The organism is Bacteroides sp. FSHCM14E1 (assembly GCF_019633785.1).
In the GTDB taxonomy this organism is placed as follows: Bacteria; Bacteroidota; Bacteroidia; order Bacteroidales; family Bacteroidaceae; genus Bacteroides; species Bacteroides hominis.
Map to the genome: position 1 here is coordinate 267,122 of NZ_JADKYL010000006.1, position 18,471 is coordinate 285,592.

The 18,471-nt window shown below is 44.0% G+C and carries 14 protein-coding genes; 8 read left to right on the top strand and 6 right to left on the bottom strand.

The annotated features are described in order from the left end of the window. Nucleotides 1–67: 67 nt before the first annotated feature. Entirely contained in the window at nucleotides 68–775 is a 708-nt protein-coding gene (locus ISX59_RS12000; RefSeq protein WP_005806564.1) for a porin family protein, read from the bottom strand. Continuing rightward, entirely contained in the window at nucleotides 772–2,541 is a 1,770-nt protein-coding gene (locus tag ISX59_RS12005; RefSeq protein WP_032540520.1) for a LysM peptidoglycan-binding domain-containing protein, read from the bottom strand. The genes ISX59_RS12000 and ISX59_RS12005 overlap by 4 nt, the downstream gene beginning before the upstream one ends. Before the next feature lie 176 nt (nucleotides 2,542–2,717). Between ISX59_RS12005 and uvrA the strand changes: the two genes are divergently transcribed. The 3 genes from uvrA (at nucleotide 2,718) to ISX59_RS12020 (ending at nucleotide 7,906) form a co-directional block, all read left to right on the top strand. After that, a complete protein-coding gene (uvrA, locus tag ISX59_RS12010) occupies nucleotides 2,718–5,546 on the top strand; it encodes an excinuclease ABC subunit UvrA (RefSeq protein WP_005778238.1) in 2,829 nt (942 codons plus the stop codon). Between the two features lie 160 nt (nucleotides 5,547–5,706). Then, nucleotides 5,707–6,186: a Cys-tRNA(Pro) deacylase gene (gene ybaK, locus ISX59_RS12015; protein ID WP_005778236.1), complete on the top strand. Its 480-nt coding sequence runs from the start codon at nucleotides 5,707–5,709 to the stop codon at nucleotides 6,184–6,186. A gap of 61 nt (nucleotides 6,187–6,247) precedes the next feature. After that, on the top strand, nucleotides 6,248–7,906 hold the full coding sequence (locus ISX59_RS12020) for a peptide MFS transporter (protein WP_005778234.1): 1,659 nt from the start codon (nucleotides 6,248–6,250) through the stop codon (nucleotides 7,904–7,906). Nucleotides 7,907–8,014: 108 nt separating this feature from the next. Here ISX59_RS12020 and ISX59_RS12025 read toward each other — a convergent pair whose 3' ends face one another. After that, the gene (locus ISX59_RS12025; protein WP_005778232.1) at nucleotides 8,015–8,512 is read right to left on the bottom strand and encodes a GNAT family N-acetyltransferase; all 498 of its coding nucleotides are present in this window, start codon (nucleotides 8,510–8,512) and stop codon (nucleotides 8,015–8,017) included. A gap of 161 nt (nucleotides 8,513–8,673) precedes the next feature. Between ISX59_RS12025 and ISX59_RS12030 the strand changes: the two genes are divergently transcribed. The 5 genes from ISX59_RS12030 to ISX59_RS12050 all read left to right on the top strand — a co-directional run bounded on the left by ISX59_RS12030 (nucleotide 8,674) and on the right by ISX59_RS12050 (nucleotide 12,901). Then, nucleotides 8,674–9,009 (top strand): PadR family transcriptional regulator, encoded by a 336-nt coding sequence (locus tag ISX59_RS12030; protein ID WP_005820533.1) that lies wholly within the window; start codon nucleotides 8,674–8,676, stop codon nucleotides 9,007–9,009. A 12-nt stretch (nucleotides 9,010–9,021) separates the two neighbouring features. Beyond that, nucleotides 9,022–10,101 carry a PspC domain-containing protein gene (locus tag ISX59_RS12035; RefSeq protein ID WP_032540523.1) on the top strand — a complete coding sequence of 360 codons (1,080 nt, stop codon included), beginning with the start codon at nucleotides 9,022–9,024 and terminating at the stop codon, nucleotides 10,099–10,101. A gap of 245 nt (nucleotides 10,102–10,346) precedes the next feature. Continuing rightward, entirely contained in the window at nucleotides 10,347–10,916 is a 570-nt protein-coding gene (locus ISX59_RS12040; RefSeq protein ID WP_220575930.1) for a sugar O-acetyltransferase, read from the top strand. A 176-nt stretch (nucleotides 10,917–11,092) separates the two neighbouring features. Continuing rightward, the gene (locus ISX59_RS12045) at nucleotides 11,093–11,662 is read left to right on the top strand and encodes a flavodoxin (RefSeq protein WP_032540524.1); all 570 of its coding nucleotides are present in this window, start codon (nucleotides 11,093–11,095) and stop codon (nucleotides 11,660–11,662) included. Between the two features lie 243 nt (nucleotides 11,663–11,905). Continuing rightward, a complete protein-coding gene (locus tag ISX59_RS12050) occupies nucleotides 11,906–12,901 on the top strand; it encodes an MBL fold metallo-hydrolase (protein ID WP_032540526.1) in 996 nt (331 codons plus the stop codon). Nucleotides 12,902–12,993: 92 nt separating this feature from the next. On the opposite strand, the gene ISX59_RS12055 is transcribed toward ISX59_RS12050, so the two are convergent. The 3 genes from ISX59_RS12055 to yidC all read right to left on the bottom strand — a co-directional run bounded on the left by ISX59_RS12055 (nucleotide 12,994) and on the right by yidC (nucleotide 18,430). Next, the gene (locus ISX59_RS12055; RefSeq protein WP_032540527.1) at nucleotides 12,994–15,102 is read right to left on the bottom strand and encodes a S9 family peptidase; all 2,109 of its coding nucleotides are present in this window, start codon (nucleotides 15,100–15,102) and stop codon (nucleotides 12,994–12,996) included. Nucleotides 15,103–15,152: 50 nt separating this feature from the next. Further along, nucleotides 15,153–16,484: an MATE family efflux transporter gene (locus tag ISX59_RS12060; RefSeq protein WP_005820523.1), complete on the bottom strand. Its 1,332-nt coding sequence runs from the start codon at nucleotides 16,482–16,484 to the stop codon at nucleotides 15,153–15,155. Between the two features lie 89 nt (nucleotides 16,485–16,573). Then, nucleotides 16,574–18,430 carry a membrane protein insertase YidC gene (yidC, locus tag ISX59_RS12065; RefSeq protein ID WP_220575931.1) on the bottom strand — a complete coding sequence of 619 codons (1,857 nt, stop codon included), beginning with the start codon at nucleotides 18,428–18,430 and terminating at the stop codon, nucleotides 16,574–16,576. Between the last annotated feature and the right edge of the window lie 41 nt (nucleotides 18,431–18,471).

Here is an 18,471-nt window from a genome sequence, read left to right on the forward strand (position 1 = left end):
CACCACAAAGGATACAGGATGTCTCTATGGACACCATATCCTTTGTGGTGAATTCATTTATACGCTTTTACTTCTTTATGTCAAATAAATAAGTGATTTTTGCTGTAATGGTACTATTGGCCGAACGTGCAAAATAGTCTTTTTTGGTGCTGTTATAAAAATCGGCCAGTCCAAAATAATATCTTCCTTCTAAAAGAAAATTTCCGGCCTTAGTCCTGACTTCGATTCCGCCGCCACCTGCAATTCCATAGTCGAATTTATTTTCTATCCGTTTTCCATATTGTTCGTTGGGTGCCCGATTGGCTGTTTTCCAACTACCTTCTCTTTTTTCGTTTTCGCTTAACAAGAAACCTATTTGCGGTCCCAGGTTGATGAAGAACTGTGCTCCTCTGTCTTTGCCGAAAGCCAAATGGGCAAGAAAAGGTATTTCAAGGTAGTTCAGGGTACGGACATAAGAGTCTTCTGAAGAAAAGCCTTGCTCGGGGTCGAATTTTTCGTCCCATCCCCGTTGCGAGAAGTTAAGTTCCAATTGTGCTCCACAAATCATAGCGAAGTATTTTTCGGAAATATAACGTGCTGTTACTCCTCCGGTAATTCCTAATAATCCGTTTTGCTTAATGGTAGGTTGGAAAGAAACGGTACTGTAATTTGCACCTCCATTAATTCCGATGGCAAAATTATGTCGTTGTTCGCCTATCTGGGCATTTGCTGGCAGTACAATTCCTGCCAGCAAAGCAGTTCCCAGTAGGATTGATTTCAGTTGATTCTTTTTCATTCGAAGTCAAGTTTAATCAATTCAAAGTTCTTTGTGAAATGGACAAAGAATACTTTCTTGTTTACAAATCCTCCCCAGTTATTGACACGTTGGAATTTAAATCCGGTTTGGATAGGAGTTAAATCCATCAGAGGGAGATTTTTTTCCAGTTCGGAACCGTATTTGGACAGTCCTTTGAGGAAGAAGTATCCTGTGTCAAAACCCAGCATGCCGTATTTCGGGTACCGTTCTTCCATCTCTTTGCTGTACCATTTGCGATAAGCATGAGTGAAGTTGATTGCAGCAGGTAGCAGATTATTCGTGTAGAATGACGAATAGAAATAGGTGTCCAGCTCAAAGAAACTTTCCAGATGATCCTTTGTATAAGTTTGCCATTCAGGATAACCGAATAGATGAATACGCGCTTCCGGGTTATCTCTTACAAGTAATGTCAATTGGGGAATGATTTTCAAAAGCGTCAAATCGTTACCGGAGGTGGGGATGAAGAAGTTCTCTTTGTCGTTACGCAAAGTTGCTTTCAGCGTTTCCACCGGGGCGTTTTCCTTTAATGTTTTCACCGGAATCCCTTTGCTTCCCAGTTCCTGTTTTAAGCCTTTGATAAATTCAACTTTATCTTTATCCACAACCGAAGATTCCAAAAGAATCACGTTAGCATTCGGGAATTGACGTGTGAAGTGCTCGTAGACTTCGGAGTACAGATAAGACTGTGGAGTATTGATTTGATAAATAAACGGGTTGCTGAATACTTCGCCTTCTTTTGAAGAGAAAGGGACAACCAGGCGAATATCATTTTTCTTCGCGAAAGCTGCTAACGGTTTAATATGCTGTTGCTGTGCCGGACCAAAAATGACATTCATATTCTTCATCTCACTTTTTGCCAGAATGTTGTTCAATGATGAACTTTCTTTATTGCAATCGTAGACGTATAGATCGATTGAAGTGCCGGTACGTTTCAGACTGTCGACTGCCATCAGGAAGCCTTCATAATATTCTACCATTCTTTTGTCGTCAAAGGGTAACAAGAGAGCCGCTTTGATGGTAGAAATGCTTTTGGGTGTTTCTTTGTTTTCACGGAACAATTCGCTGTTGCTTGGCGGTGTGATATTGGTGTCTGTCTGGGGAGTAGTGACTGCCGATTTCTCTGACGGATAGGGGATACAAAGGAATTGTCCCTTCTTCATACCGTTCTTCAACTCCGGATTGGCTGCAATCAGTTCCTGTTCAGAAATGCCATATTCACGGCTGACGCTGAAAATAGTCTCTCTGCGTTTCACTTTGTGCATGTCTCTGCAACGGGGCTTTACAGCCGGTTGGATAATGGGTTGTTCGGGAGTTGTGACTACTGCTTCTACTGTAGAGTCGATGGCTTCTGCAGCGGAAGGGATACGGATAACCTGTCCGATACGGAAGTTCTCTGCACTTAATCCCGGATTGGCGTCACAAATGGCTTTTGCAGAAACTTTATAGGTGGTTGTCAACCGATAAAGGGTTTCTCCCGGTTGAATGGTATGGAACATTTCACTTTTCTGGGCGGTTTTGTTCTGTGGGATTTTGATGGCTTGTCCTGCATAGATTTTGTCCTCACAACCGGGGTTCAGGCGAATAATATCTGCTTTGCTGACTCCATACATACTTGAGATGGAATATAAGCTTTGCCCCTTTTCAATAGTGTGAAGGAAGTAGGATTGGTTCTCTTGTGCCAATGTGCTTAAATAGGAAACACTTATAAAAGACAGGAGAAAGAAGATTCGTTTGATTGATTTCATCAATTTATTAATCTTAATTTGTAATTTTTACTATTCAATTCTCAATTGATTACGGCAAAGGTACGAATAATGTCATAGATTCACATAATATATTGAGTTAAGAAAATAATATTGTGTTTTTTAAAACTATATTTCGGGCGGAAACATTAATTTTGCAACTCAATAAAAGTTAGAGTATGCAGGAAACAGAATATATAAATGTGTACGGTGCGCGCGTACACAATCTGAAAGACATTGATGCGGAAATACCACGTGACAGCCTGACTGTGATTACCGGACTGAGTGGAAGCGGGAAATCATCTCTTGCTTTCGATACAATATTTGCAGAGGGCCAGCGCCGCTATATTGAAACCTTTTCGGCTTATGCCCGCAACTTTTTGGGCAATCTGGAGCGTCCGGATGTAGATAAGATTACAGGGTTGAGTCCGGTTATTTCCATAGAACAAAAGACTACGAATAAAAATCCCCGTTCCACGGTCGGCACTACTACAGAGATTTACGATTATCTCCGTCTGCTTTATGCCCGTGCCGGAATAGCCTATTCTTATCTCTCGGGAGAAAAGATGGTGAAATACACTGAGGAACAGATACTGGAACTGATCCTGAAAGATTATAAAGGAAAGAAAATTTATATGCTGGCACCTTTGGTGCGTTCACGTAAGGGACATTACAAAGAACTCTTCGAGCAGATTCGCAAAAAGGGATATTTGTATGTCCGTATAGATGGAGAAGTACGCGAAATCACCCACGGACTGAAACTGGATCGTTATAAAAACCACGACATCGAAGTCGTTGTGGATAAGCTTATCGTGGAAGATAAGGATGACAAGAGGTTGAAACAGAGTGTCGCTACTGCTATGCGGCAGGGCGACGGATTATTGATGATTCTTGATGCACAGACAGAGAGTATCCGTCACTACAGTAAACGCCTGATGTGCCCTGTCACGGGACTGTCGTATCGTGAACCGGCTCCGCACAACTTTTCGTTCAATTCTCCGCAGGGAGCTTGTCCGCGTTGTAAGGGATTGGGGGTAGTCAGTCAGATTGATGTAGATAAGGTGATTCCTGATAAAGAGTTGTCTATATATGAAGGGGCGATAGCTCCTTTAGGTAAATATAAGAATGCAATGATTTTCTGGCAGATCGGTGCTTTGCTGGAGAAATATGATGCGTCATTGAAGACTCCCGTAAAAGATTTGCCAAATGATGCAATCGACGAGATTCTGTATGGCTCGGACGAACGTATCAAGATAAAAAGCTCTTTGATAGGTACTTCTTCCGATTATTTTGTGACGTATGAAGGTGTTGTCAAGTATATCCAGATGTTGCAGGAGAAAGATGCTTCGGCCACTGCACAGAAATGGGCGGAACAATTTGCCAAAACCACAGTTTGCCCTGAATGTAAGGGAGCGAAACTGAATAAGGAAGCACTCCACTTCCGTATCCATGATAAAAATATCAATGAACTTTCAAATATGGACATCAATGAGTTGTATGACTGGTTGATGAAAGTGGACGAATTTCTGACGGATAAGCAGAAAATGATTGCCGCAGAGATTTTGAAGGAGATACGTACCCGCTTAAAATTCCTGTTGGATGTAGGATTGGATTATCTGTCTTTAAACCGTAGTTCCGTCAGTCTGTCGGGTGGGGAGAGTCAGCGTATCCGTCTGGCCACACAAATTGGTTCTCAACTGGTCAATGTGCTTTATATTCTTGACGAGCCGAGCATCGGGCTGCACCAACGTGATAACCTGCGGTTAATCAACTCCTTGAAAGAACTGCGTGATATGGGTAACTCTGTGATCGTGGTAGAGCATGATAAAGATATGATGCTGGCTGCCGACTATGTGATTGACATGGGGCCTAAAGCCGGACGACTGGGGGGAGAAGTTGTTTTTGCCGGAACTCCGCAAAAGATGTTGAAGACCAGTACGCTTACTTCACAGTATCTCAACGGACAAACTGCCATCGAAGTGCCTTCCAAGCGGCGTCCCGGTAATGGAAAATCTTTATGGTTGCGTGGCGCTAAAGGGAATAATCTGAAGAATGTAGATGTCGAATTTCCGTTAGGCAAACTGATTTGTGTTACGGGAGTATCCGGTAGTGGTAAGTCTACGTTGATAAATGAAACTTTGCAACCGATACTTTCGCAGAAGTTCTATCGTTCTTTGCAGGATCCTTTGGAATACGATTCTATTGAAGGATTGGAGAACATAGATAAGGTTGTCAATGTGGACCAGTCTCCGTTGGGGCGTACTCCGCGTTCCAATCCTGCCACTTATACCGGTGTCTTTTCAGATATCCGCAGTCTTTTTGTCGGATTGCCGGAAGCTAAGATTCGTGGCTATAAACCCGGTCGTTTTTCTTTCAATGTCTCCGGAGGACGTTGTGAGGCATGTTCCGGGAATGGCTACAAGACAATCGAAATGAATTTCCTGCCCGATGTATATGTTCCATGTGAAGTTTGTCATGGCAAACGTTATAACCGCGAAACTCTGGAAGTGCGTTTCAAGGGAAAATCCATTGCCGATGTGCTCGATATGACCATTAACCGTGCGGTAGAGTTCTTTGAAAATGTTCCTCAGATTCTGAACAAAATTAAGACTATCCAGGATGTTGGATTGGGATACATTAAATTAGGGCAATCATCAACCACCCTTTCGGGAGGTGAAAGCCAGCGCGTAAAATTGGCAACGGAGCTTTCGAAACGAGATACGGGAAAGACTTTGTATATTCTTGATGAACCGACTACCGGTCTGCATTTTGAGGATATCCGTGTGCTGATGGGAGTATTAAATAAATTGGTGGATAAAGGTAATACTGTGATCGTCATTGAGCATAATCTGGATGTGATAAAGATGGCGGATTACATTATCGACATGGGCCCCGAAGGCGGTAAAGGGGGAGGGGAACTTCTCAGTTTCGGGACACCGGAAGAGGTTGCGAAGAGTACAAAAGGATATACCCCGAAGTTTCTTCGCGAAGAACTGAGAATCGATTGATAATTTGTATATACGATATTAACTTGTTAAATAATAAAGAGTTAATATCGTATTTGTACAAAGTTAACTTCCTGCAACTACGAAGTTAACTTTGTAGAGTTACGTTATTAACTTACTAATAGCAGCTTTTTTCTATGGCTGCTCCAATATACATATATCTATGAAAATCAATAAGACCAATGCTGCCCGTCTGTTGGATAAGGCCAAAATTTCCTATGAACTTATCCCTTACGAGGTAGACGAAAATGATTTGAGTGCTGTGCATGTAGCGGCCAGTTTGGGAGAGAATATTGATCAGGTTTTTAAAACTCTTGTGCTTCATGGCGATAAAACGGGATACTTCGTTTGCGTGATTCCCGGAGACAAAGAGGTAAATCTGAAGCTTGCCGCAAAGGTGTCCGGTAATAAGAGTTGTGATATGATTCCTATGAAAGAGCTTCTTTCCGTCACCGGATATATCCGCGGTGCCTGTTCGCCTGTCGGAATGAAAAAACATTTTCCCACCTATATCCATGAAACCTGTCTGGAGTTTCCGTATATTTATGTAAGTGCGGGGCAACGCGGATTACAGATAAAAATTGATCCTAAAGAGCTAATAAACGAGGTTCGGGCGGAAGTTTGTGTATTATATACTGTTTAATTTCAGTAAAAAGTATATATTTGCAGAAAATATCTATTTAATAATCTAATATTCTAATTTTATGTTTGAAGGACAACCTAAGGGTTTGTATGCTCTGGCACTTGCCAACACAGGCGAGCGATTCGGTTACTATACCATGCTTGCGATTTTTACTTTGTTTCTACAAGCAAAGTTTGGTTACACTGCTGCTGAAACTTCTACCATTTTCGGATGCTTTTTGGCTGCTGTTTATTTTATTCCGTTCTTTGGTGGTATTCTTGCCGATAAGTTTGGTTATGGCAAAATGGTGACAATGGGTATTGTAGTCATGTTTATCGGCTACGCACTGCTTGCCATCCCGACTTCCAACGATTCCGGCAAAGTAATGATGTTTGGTGCACTGGCTCTGATTGCTTGCGGTACCGGACTTTTTAAAGGTAATTTGCAGGTAATGGTGGGTAATTTGTATGATGCCCCCGAATATAGCTCCAAACGTGACACGGCGTTCAGTATATTCTATATGGCTATCAATATCGGTGCGATGTACGCTCCGACAGCTGCTACAAAGGTAACCAACTATATGTTGGGCAAGGCAGGGCTTTCGTATGTTCCTCAGATTCCTTCATTGGCACATCAATATCTTGACGGTACAATCACTCCTGCTAACCAGGCTACTTTGGAATCATTGCAGGCTGCACAGAACTTTACCGGCGACATTGCCACATTCTGTACTACTTATATCGATAAGCTTTCTGAAGCATATAACTATGGATTTGGTGTGGCATGTGTATCATTGATTATTTCGATGTTGATTTACGTCGCTTTCCGCTCTACATTTAAACATGCCGACTACAACTCTAAACAAGCTAAACCGGCTAACGTAGTTGAGGAGAAGTTGACTCCGGAACAAACCAAACAGCGCATCGTGGCTTTGTTGCTTGTATTTGCCGTAGTTATTTTCTTCTGGATGGCTTTCCACCAGAACGGACTGACACTGACATTCTTTGCACGTGATTATACCGCACAAGAGGTGACCGGACTCGACCGTTTGGGCTTCAATATCGTGAACCTCACCTTCTTGTTGATTGTTATTTACGGACTTTTTTCACTGTTCCAGGGAAAGACCGGCAAATCAAAAATGATTGCCGGTATAGTAGTTGCTGCCGCACTTCTCTGTCTGGGATGGAGCTATAGCTCTATGGATCCTACTGTTAATATTCTGCCTCAGATCTTCCAGCAATTCAATCCGTTCTTCGTGATTGCCTTGACTCCGGTTTCACTGGCGGTGTTTGGATATCTTGCCAGAAAAGGGAAAGAACCTTCTGCTCCGCGTAAAATCGGTATCGGTATGATGATTGCCGTATGCGGTTTCTTGATAATGGCCATTGGGTCTATCGGGTTGCCTACTCCGGATGCTCTGGCAGCCAGTGGCATCGAGAAAGACGCACTGGTTTCTCCAAACTGGTTGATCTCTACTTATCTGGTGCTTACTTTCGCCGAGTTGTTCCTCTCTCCGATGGGTATTTCGTTTGTTTCGAAAGTAGCTCCTCCTAAATACAAAGGTATGATGATGGGTGGATGGTTTGCCGCAACTGCCATTGGTAACTACCTCGTTGCCATCATTGGTTATCTGTGGGGTGGCATGCAGTTGTGGATGGTATGGAGTGTACTTATCGTATGCTGTCTGCTGGCCGCTCTGTTCATCTTCTCTATCATGAAGAAACTTGAAAAAGTAGCATAACCTTCGGGTTGTATCTATACACCAAACGCCCCGTTACATTATTTGTTATTACGATAACAATATATGTAATGGGGCGTTTCTTATATTGGCATTTTCTTTACATGCGCATCAGAGTTCCAATCCCATGATATAGTCATTCATATAATATCCGTTTCCGATGTGAAAATCACCTTCACGTAGTTTTTTCATCCCTTTATGTTCATAAAAGTGCAATGCCTTGTTATTCCGGTTGACATTTAATTCCATCAGACAGGGAGACGGATGAATCTCTTTGATGTATTGTACTGCATGGTCAAATAGTTTGCTTCCCAGGTGTGCTCCCTGAAAAGAGGGAAGGACATATATTTTCTGGAGATGAAACACATCATCTCCTTGAGGCTGTACTGATACATAGCCGCAAGGTTCATCTTCCTGGTAAGCGATGAAGTATACGTGTCCTTCTTTTTCCATTTGTTTGCGGATATTCAGGGGCGCGTACATCCATTCCATCATGTAGTCAAGTTGATCGGGCGAAAGTATTTCTTTGTAAGTAGTCGGAAATACCTGTTTCGCCAGTTTGTTAATCAGTATGCAATCATCTGAAGTGGCTTTTCGGATAGTAAACATGTTTGTTGTATTTTTCGGTTTATGTCGCAAATATAGTGATAATTTGCTTTTATAATAAGGTGGAGGTATCTTAATAAGTTAATTAGTATGAATTTAAGGTACTTTGCATTGCATAGTACTAAAGTTATGCATATATTTGTCGCATCAAAAAGGTAAAGCTTATGAATGTAGATAATGTAAAGTCGCAAATGCGAAAAGGCATGCTGGAATATTGCATCATGCTGCTGTTGCATAAAGAGCCGGCTTACGCTTCGGATATCATCCAGAAGTTGAAAGAGGCAAAGCTGATTGTGGTGGAGGGCACATTGTATCCATTGTTGACCCGATTGAAAAACGATGATTTACTTAGTTACGAATGGGTGGAATCTACACAGGGACCGCCACGGAAGTATTATAAGCTGACAGAGAAAGGCGAGTTGTTCCTTGGCGAACTGGAACTTTCGTGGAGGGAGCTGAACGAAACTGTGAATCATATTGCTAATAGAGAATCCATTTAAAAAGAAATAAAGATGAAAAAAACATTAACCGTAAATTTAGGTGGAACCGTTTTTCATATCGACGAGGATGCCTACCGGTTGCTCGATAATTATTTGTGCAACCTAAAACTTCACTTCCGCAAACAAGAAGGAGCAGAGGAGATTGTGAACGATATAGAGAATCGCATCTCCGAACTATTTGCCGAGAAGTTGGCTGCCGGATCGCAAGTGATTACGATTGCCGACGTAGAAGAAGTGATTGCCCGGATGGGAAAACCCGAAGATTTTGGTGAGGAGAGTGAGGAAGACGAACCTCAAAAGACAGCCGGACATACAGGGGCACAATCCGGCACAACCATTCATCGCCGTTTTTACCGTAATCCGGATGATAAAATATTGGGAGGGGTGATTAGCGGGCTGGCTGCATATCTGAACTGGGATGTAACGCTGTTGCGACTGATTATGTTCGTTGTGCTGATCTGTGGATATGGAGTGTTGATTCCTATATACATCATCTGTTGGCTGATTATTCCCGAGGCCCGTACGGCAGCCGAGAAGTTGAGTATGCGCGGTGAGGATATCACCATAGAGAATATCGGTAAGACGGTGACTGATGGGTTTGAAAGGGTAGCCAACGGGGTGAACAATTATGTAAATTCAGGTAAGCCCCGCAGTTTTCTGCAGAAGGTGGGCGATGCGTTGGTATCGATAGCGGGTTTCTTTCTGAAAGCCTGTCTGGTGGTGCTCGCCATTATATGCAGTCCGGTGCTTTTTGTGCTTGCCATTGTTTTTGTTGCTCTGGTGATTGCTGCCATTGCAGTAGCCATTGGTGGTGGAGCTGCTCTCTATCATATGCTGCCAGCAGTCGATTGGTCACCGCTGATCTCCACTTCGCCGATGATGACCATTGTAGGAAGTATTGCAGGAGTAGCATTGGTGGGCATACCTTTGGCGGGGATCATTTATGCTATTCTCCGACAGATATTTGATTGGCCGGCTATGGTGTCCGGACTGAAATGGTCTTTATTGATACTGTGGGTGCTGGCAGCCGTAATCTTTGTTATCAACCTGTCTTATTTGGGATGGCCTTATCCTTTCCTTTTGGTCGGATGACCTGTCCATGAATAGATTGACATGTGTAGAAATACCTTCCGTTGTGTGTCCGGAAGGTATTTTTTTTTGTAGATAATATGCGTTTTATTTCAAAATCGGGGATTCGGGTATGAGTATCCGTAAATCATATACAACCGCTCCTTTTTATTCCGGTAATTTTGCAATTAAATATATCGGCTATCGGATTGGTATCGCGACATAGGATGTAGCCAAAGATGTATGAGTAAAATTATAACGACAATAATATGACTATCGAAAGTTTTAAAGAGTATGTAAAGTCACGTAAGCCTCTCAACACAGAAGAAATCCACTGTTTTATGGATGATATGAGTAACGAGGCAAGGCGTTTTACATTCAGGCTGAATGCTTCTTACCATACGCCGGCCGAAGTGCGAAATTTATTATCCGAGCTTTTTGGAAGTCCGGTTCCGCCTACACTTTGCGTATTTCCTCCGTTCTATACTGATTTTGGGAAGAATATAGTGATAGGTGATGATGTATTCATAAATGCCTGTTGCCACTTTCAGGATCACGGTGGCATAACCATTGGCGACAGTTGCCAAATCGGACATAATGTAGTGTTTGCCACTCTTAATCACGGGCTTGCTCCTGAAGACCGCGGAACAACGTATCCTGCTCCGATTGTTTTAGGAAAAAATGTCTGGGTAGGGGCAAATGCCACAATTCTTCCGGGTGTGATGATTGGTGACAATGCCGTTATTGCGGCGGGAGCGGTGGTCACAAAAGATGTGCCGCCGAATGTCATTGTCGGAGGAGTTCCGGCGAAATTCATCAAATCAATAGTCCCTGAATAGAGCTGAAGATGAAGAGTTGCTAAATTCGGAGTATAACTGCCGTATATTTGACAGTACTCCTGTATGGTTTGAGCTTTAGCAAAGGATGGTGGCAGGCAACGATCGACGGCTTGCATTGCAGCAATCGTAAACGTATGAGAAAAGTAATAAAATAACTTATTAAAATATTGAATAATATGAGAACAAAATCTGTTTTACTAACGCTTTTAGCAATCTTATTTATGAATTTACACGCAGCGGCACAAAATCCCATAAAGCAGGGGCACAATGGTAAACGAATTTTAGTTGCCTACTTTTCGGCAACCGGTACTACGGCGGAAGCTGCAAAGAAACTGGCTCAGGTTACGGGTGGTGAACTGTATGCCATCACTCCTGCAAAACCTTATACGAATGCCGATCTTGACTGGCATAACAAACAATCGCGCAGCTCGGTGGAGATGAACGATCTGAAATCACGTCCGGTCCTTAAGAATAAAAAAGAAAACATAGCCGATTATGAAGTGATCTTTATCGGCTATCCCATCTGGTGGAATCTTGCACCTCGGGTTGTGAACACTTTCATTGAAAGTCATGATCTTAAAAATAAGATCATCATACCTTTTGCCACTTCGGGAGGAAGCAGTATTACAGGTAGTGTGACAGCATTGAAAAAAGACTATCACAATTTGAAATGGAAAGAGGGAAGATTACTTAATCGTGCCAATGAAAAATCCATTCGTGAGTGGGTCGATAAGTTAGGGTACTGACTGTCTGGAACCAAAAACAATGATAACGTATTTATTTATCGGTAGCATTGGCTTGTAGAGAGCGATGCTGGTCGTACTCGCCATACTGCATACGGATGACGCTTGCGAAGATTACCCCTCACGTTACAATCCTGTTTGACGTGAGGGTGATCTTTTTAAGTTAAAAAAATGTCTTATTCTGCGACTATACACAAATCTTTTGTTATTTTTGTTTGTTACACAACGAAAAAAGTATATAAGTGTATGGGCGAGCATATATGTTTCAGAAGAAATGAAAGACTGGCAACGGTAAACCCGCATTGGCGGGGTAATCCTGTGGTGAGAGGAAAGTTTGTCAATCGCCAGCATCGTTTTCGTCCCGGGATGGGAAGTGTCTTGAAATGGCGCCTTTCTCCCAATCCGCAGCGGAAAGAGAAGAAGAGTGTGAAGTGGAATCCCCGGATGAGTTATCTGCGTTCATTGGAAGGGGTGGTCGGTAATTCGCTGATATGGCTGGGGCATAACTCCTTCTTCCTTCAATTGGCAGGAAAACGTGTCATGTTCGATCCTGTTTTTGGAGATATCCCTTTTGTCAAACGTCAGAGTGATTTTCCGGCAAACCCCGATATTTTTACCGATATAGATTACCTGCTTATCAGTCACGACCATTTCGACCATTTGGATAAGCAAAGTGTAGCCCGGCTGGTGAAGAACAATCCCCGGATGAAACTTTTCTGTGGGTTGGGTACCGGTGAATTGATAAAGAGTTGGTTTCCGGAGCTTGAGGTAACGGAGGCCGGATGGTACCAACAGATAGAAGATGACAGGTTGAAGATTACTTTTCTTCCTGCCCAGCATTGGAGCAAGCGTTCGGTGCGTGACGGAGGACGAAGGCTGTGGGGAGCGTTTATGGTACAGGGTGACGGCATCTCCATCTATTACAGTGGCGATACCGGATATTCCAGGCATTTCCGTGAGATACCCGAGCTATTCGGGACACCCGATTATGCTTTGGTGGGTATCGGTGCTTATAAGCCGCGTTGGTTTATGCAGCCCAATCACATTTCACCTTACGATGCACTGACAGCGTCCACCGATATGAAAGCAGCTCTTACCATCCCGATGCATTATGGTACGTTCGACTTGTCGGACGAACCTCTGCATGACCCTCCGCAGGTTTTTACTGCCGAAGCAAAGAAACGTAGGATAGACGTGTATATTCCGGTACTTGGAGAGATTGTCAAGTTGAAGCGGATGTAAGCTTTCCGAAGGAGTAAACGGACACTCTGTTCTGCTAAAATAAAGGCTCTGTTCCGTCGGAACAGAGCCTTTATTTTAGCAGAACAGAGCCTTTATTTGGAATCTGTAGTGTTTGGTTTCAACCATTTGTCCAGCCATTCGAAGAAAGTGCGTTGCCACAACACACCGTTTTGCGGTTTCAACACCCAGTGGTTCTCGTCCGGATAAATAAGCAGTTCAGCTGGTACGCCACGCATTACGGCAGCGTCGAACGCAGCCATGGCCTGATTGGCAAGGATACGGTAATCCTTCTCACCGTGGATGCAAAGAATCGGGGTATCCCATTTTTCGACGAACAAGTGCGGAGAGTTCGCAAAAGTGCGCTGGGCAACCGGATTCTGCTTTTCCCAGTATGCGCCTCCCATATCCCAATTGGCAAACCATTTCTCTTCTGTCTCCAGGTATTGCATCTCCATGTTGAAGATACCATCGTGGGCAATGAAGGCTTTGAAACGTTTGTTGTGATGTCCTGCCAGCCAGTAGACGGAGAATCCTCCGAAGCTGGCACCCACACAGCCCAGGTGGTCTTTGTCAACGAAAGGTTCTTTTGCCATTTCGTCGATTGCCGTGAAATAATCCTTCATGCATTGGCCACCGTAATCTCCGCTGATAGCTTCGTTCCATTCCACTCCGAAACCGGGAAGTCCGCGGCGGTTCGGTGCTACAACGATATAGCCGTTGGCAGCCATAATCTGCATGTTCCAGCGATAACTCCAGAATTGGCTTACCGGGCTCTGTGGACCGCCTTCGCAGAAGAGCAGTGTCGGATATTTCTTATTCGGATCGAACTGGGGCGGATAGATGACCCATGTCAGCATTTCTTTGCCATCTGTCGTTTTCATCCAGCGTCCTTCAACTTTGCCCATCTCTATCTGATCGTAGATCTGCTTGTTCTCTTGAGTCAGTTGTGTCGTCTGCCCATCCAAGGAAACGGCATAAATTTCATCTCCCATGCTCATAGAGTGACGTTTGGCAATCAGTTTATCACCGAAGAGGGCAACGCCTTCATAGTCGTACATACCCGAAGTGACAGGACGTACAGAATCATTGGTCAGATCGAGTGAGTAGATTTGAGTTTCACCATGCCATACACCGGTGAAATAGATCGTCTTGGCATCCTGGCTCCATACGAATGCATCTACATTCGAATCGAACGCTTTGCTGGCAAAACGTTTTTCTCCGGTTTCCAGATTCATGATGAAGAGACGGTTCTGGTCTGCTTCGTAACCATCACGCTCCATACTTTGCCAGGCGATGCTCTTTCCATCCGGAGAATATTGCGGATTAGTATCATAACCCATCATACCTTCGGTGATATTTATTGTTTTCTTGGTATTGAGGTCGTATACATAGATATCCGAGTTGGTAGAAATGGCATAAGCCAGTCCCGTTTTCTTTCGACAGGTATAAGCCACTTTATCCGAGGTCGTGTTCCATGCCAGTTGTTCGATACCTCCCCATGGTTTCATCGGACTTTCGTAAGGCTCACCTTCCAGCACGTCTACGATGTTGGTTACCGACTTGCCATCGAAATCGGCGATAAAGGGGTGGGGGGCAGTTGTCACCCATTCATCCCAATGTTTGTACATCAGGTCGGTGATGATGATGCCGGTTGCTTTGTCCAGGTCAGGATATTTGTCAGCCGTGCTTTTAACAGTCTTTACTTGGGCGATGAACAGTATCTTCTTGCCGTCCGGCGAGATGGAATATCCTTCGATATTTCCGTCATAATTGGAAATCTGTTTGCGTCCGCTACCGTCGGGGTTCATTTCGTACAGTTGGCTGCTGCCGTTGTCGTTGCTCAGGAAAAGCAGTTTGCTTCCGTCCGTTGCCCAAGTCACTTCATTTTCCTGAAAAGGAGTGTGAGTGATTTGCCGGTTGTCGGTTCCGTCTGCGTTCATCACAAAAACTTCCCGGTTGCTTTTGTTTTCGGGTACACTGTAGTAAGCCACTGTATAGGCTATCTGTTTTCCATCGGGCGATACAGAGAGTCCGCCGATACGTCCCATTGCCCAGAGTGCTTCGGGAGTCATCCGCTTCCCCTCGATTTTGATATCGGATTTTCCGATCAGCGCCTGGTCCGTTTTGCCTGCATCCTTGGTTCCGCCACAGGATGCTAACATCATTGTTGCCGACATAATAAATAGGTTTACTTGTCTCATAAGTTTTTAATAATTGATTATTTGAGTTGCGAAGATAAGCAAAAATCAGGTCAAATCTGCTTTTTTTGCCAGTTTCCTTTCTTTATATAGATGTACGACAGAGTCAGGATACAGATTCCGTATAAATGCTCTGTAGTCCAGCAGAAGGCTACGTCTACTCTCAGATAGAGGATGACATACGTGATATAAGCCAGATAGACAGCCAGCACGCAGAGTTCTAATCCCAGTGCCGTACGTGTATTGCCCGTTCCGGATACCGCCTGGAAATAAACATTGGCCGGGACCAATATCAGATAGGCGGAACATAATACCCATAACGAGGGGATGGAAGCCTCTTTCAGATCCGGTATATCTGTATAGATACTTAACACCAGATCAGGGAAGAGGGCGAAGAACAGTACCAGAGGTAATACAAAAACATAGCCGATGCGTACATGCTGCCGGATAGTTCCGGGTACGCTTTTAATCTCTCCTGCGCCTATCAGGTTGCTCACCAGGGAGCCGCATGTGGTGGCAAATGCCATCGCAACCATAAATGGAATACCCGATACGTTGCGGATAATGTTCGTAATGGCCAGTGCGCGTTCGCCCAGATGTTCCACAAAAAGGAAGAACATGAACCAGGTGGATAGTGAGAAGAAATTTTGGATCATAGTCCAAAAAGATACGTTTAATATTCGTTTTAATGTTTCCGGTTGGAAACTGGGAAGCTGGTTCAGTGCATACTTCTTACAGTCTATCCGCTTCCAGGTATAGACGATGAAAAAGATGACCGATACCATTTCGGCCAGTGACGACCCGATAGCAGCTCCGGCAATACCTAATGCGGGGAAGCCGAACTTACCGAATATCAGGATATAGTTGAATACTATGTTGGACAATACCATTACGATTGAATTCAATGTCAGGGTCTTGGTCTGTGTGGTACCTACAAAAAATGCCCGGAACATCACGCCGACGAAAGAGAAAAAGAAACCAAAAACTCTCCAGTTGATGTAGCTGATGGACGCGTCATAAATGTGCTGCGAACTGATAACCAGTTTCAGCAAATGAGGAGAGAAGCATAAAGAAAGGGTAAATGCCACTATTGCCAATGCCAGCAAAAAATAGACCCCCTGATAGAATATCGGTCCGATGGTGCGGTATTGTTGCTCGCCGTTTCGCCGGGCTATCAGGATTTGTGCTCCGATGCTGAATCCGAACGCCATCATGAAAATGGCCAGATAATATACGCCTGCGATGGCCGAGGCCCCCAGTTCTATTTCGCCTACCCGTCCCAGGAAGGCAGTGTCTGTCATACCTATTAATTGTTCCATGATCAGGCTGATCAGGATAGGGTAGGCTATGAGCCATATCTCTTTGTATGTGTATTTGGTAGTCATGTTTTTATATATTCTATAAAGGGGAAAAAAAGCCGGACAAACATATACTGCTTGCCCGGCTCTTCGGTCTTTAAGCTAATTTTTATTTCTTATCGCTTATTCTGCTTATTAGCCCGTTCTTTTGCCATCTGTTCCTGCTGTTTCTGCATGGCTTCCAAACGTGCGGAAAATCCGGTCTTCTTCATTTGCTTCGGATCTTTTTTCTTTGCTTCCAGATCGGCGAGCAACTTGTCTTCGTCAGTTGTCCGGCGCAGTATGATCATGGTTACCACACTGATCAAAGTCGAAATGAAGTAGTAATAGTTCAATCCCGAAGGATAGTCGTTCAAAACGAAGAGGAACATAATCGGCATCAGATACATCATCCACTTCATTGCTGCCATTTGCGGCTGGGCACCTGTATCCTGCTGCTGCATCGTGTACTTCGTGTTCAGGATATTGGTAATGGTCATCAGCAGGCAGAACAAGCTGAGGTGATTACCCAAGAACGGAATATGGAACGGGAAAGTGATGAATGCGTCGTAGGTCGATAAGTCGTCCGCCCAAAGGAAACTCTGCTGGCGGAGTTCGATAGCGCTCGGCACAAACATGAACAATGCCATCAGGATAGGGAATTGAACAAGCATCGGCAAACAGCCGCCCATCGGGCTTACACCGTATTGACTGTATAGTCCCATTACCTCTTGCTGTTTCTTCATCGCATCTTCCTGCTTGGGATATTTCTTATTGATCTCGTCAATTTTTGGTTTCAGTACACGCATCTTGGCCGATGACATATAAGTCTTCCAGGTTGCCGGAAAAACCACAACTTTCACCATAATTGTCAATAGCAACAGTACGACACCCATGCCTAATCCCCAACCTGACAACCAGTCGAACACGTTGATGGTGATCCATTTGTTGATCCATCGAATCAACGGCCAACCCAGATATACCAGGTTGTTGAGTTCCCATTTCTCTTCACGTCCCTTGTCCAATGCGGTCAGTGTTTTATAGTGGTTTGGGCCGAAGTAGAAATACATGTCGGTCGGTTGCTTACCGGTAGGATCGAAGAACGTACTCATTTCAGCCGAGTAGTCTTTGATGTAGCCACTTCCCTGTTTCTCCATTTTCGATCTGACCGTAGTCTTTTCGAAATCCTGTTCTGCAATGAATACAGAAGAGAAGAACTGGTTTTTGAAAGCAATCCAGTCCAGACGCTCCGGTACTGACTTTTCATCGTCTTTACTTGCCGAAAGGTTGTCCACATCATCACCTGTATATTTGTAGGTGAGGTCTGCCAAACGGTTCTCGTAAGTATATCCTTTCTCGATCTGGCGGGCACGTTGTGACCACGAGATGTCCACATAGTTTGTAGTAGCAGCCAATTTGCCTTCCATACCTGTTGCTTTAATCACAAAGCTCATCAGATAATTATCCGGTTTCAGTGTATAAATAAAGTCGATATAGCTGGCACTGTCGGCGGCCAGACGCATCGTAACACTGCTGTCTGTTTTATTGACTGCTTCGAAATAGAAGTCTTTTGTCTGGAGGGCACCCTTCTTATTGTAGAAGTTGAAGTTCATGGAAGCATCGCTGCCGTTGAACAACACAACCGGTTTCTTATCTTGTCCCATGTAGTTTTTCAACAGGGCAGAGTAAACGCGGCCGCCTTTGTTATCCAGAGTGATTTCTACCAAATTGTTCTGGATAGTAGTAAACGCCTCTTTACCTTGGGTGGCATTGAAGAAGAGAGATGCCGAATCGGCGGCTGTTTCCTCTTTTTCGTTAGCCAGTGCAGCTTCGGTTTTGGCTTTCAGTGCTTCTTCTTGCTGCTGTACCACGGCTATAGAGTCATAATACCGCTTCTGGGCGGCTATTTGCTCCTCGCTGGGACGGCTCAGAAAACTGAATCCTACCAGTAATATACCTATTAAAACGAGGCCTGTGATGGTGTTTTTATCCATTCTCTTGTTTTAGTGATTAATGATTAATAATCTATACGATA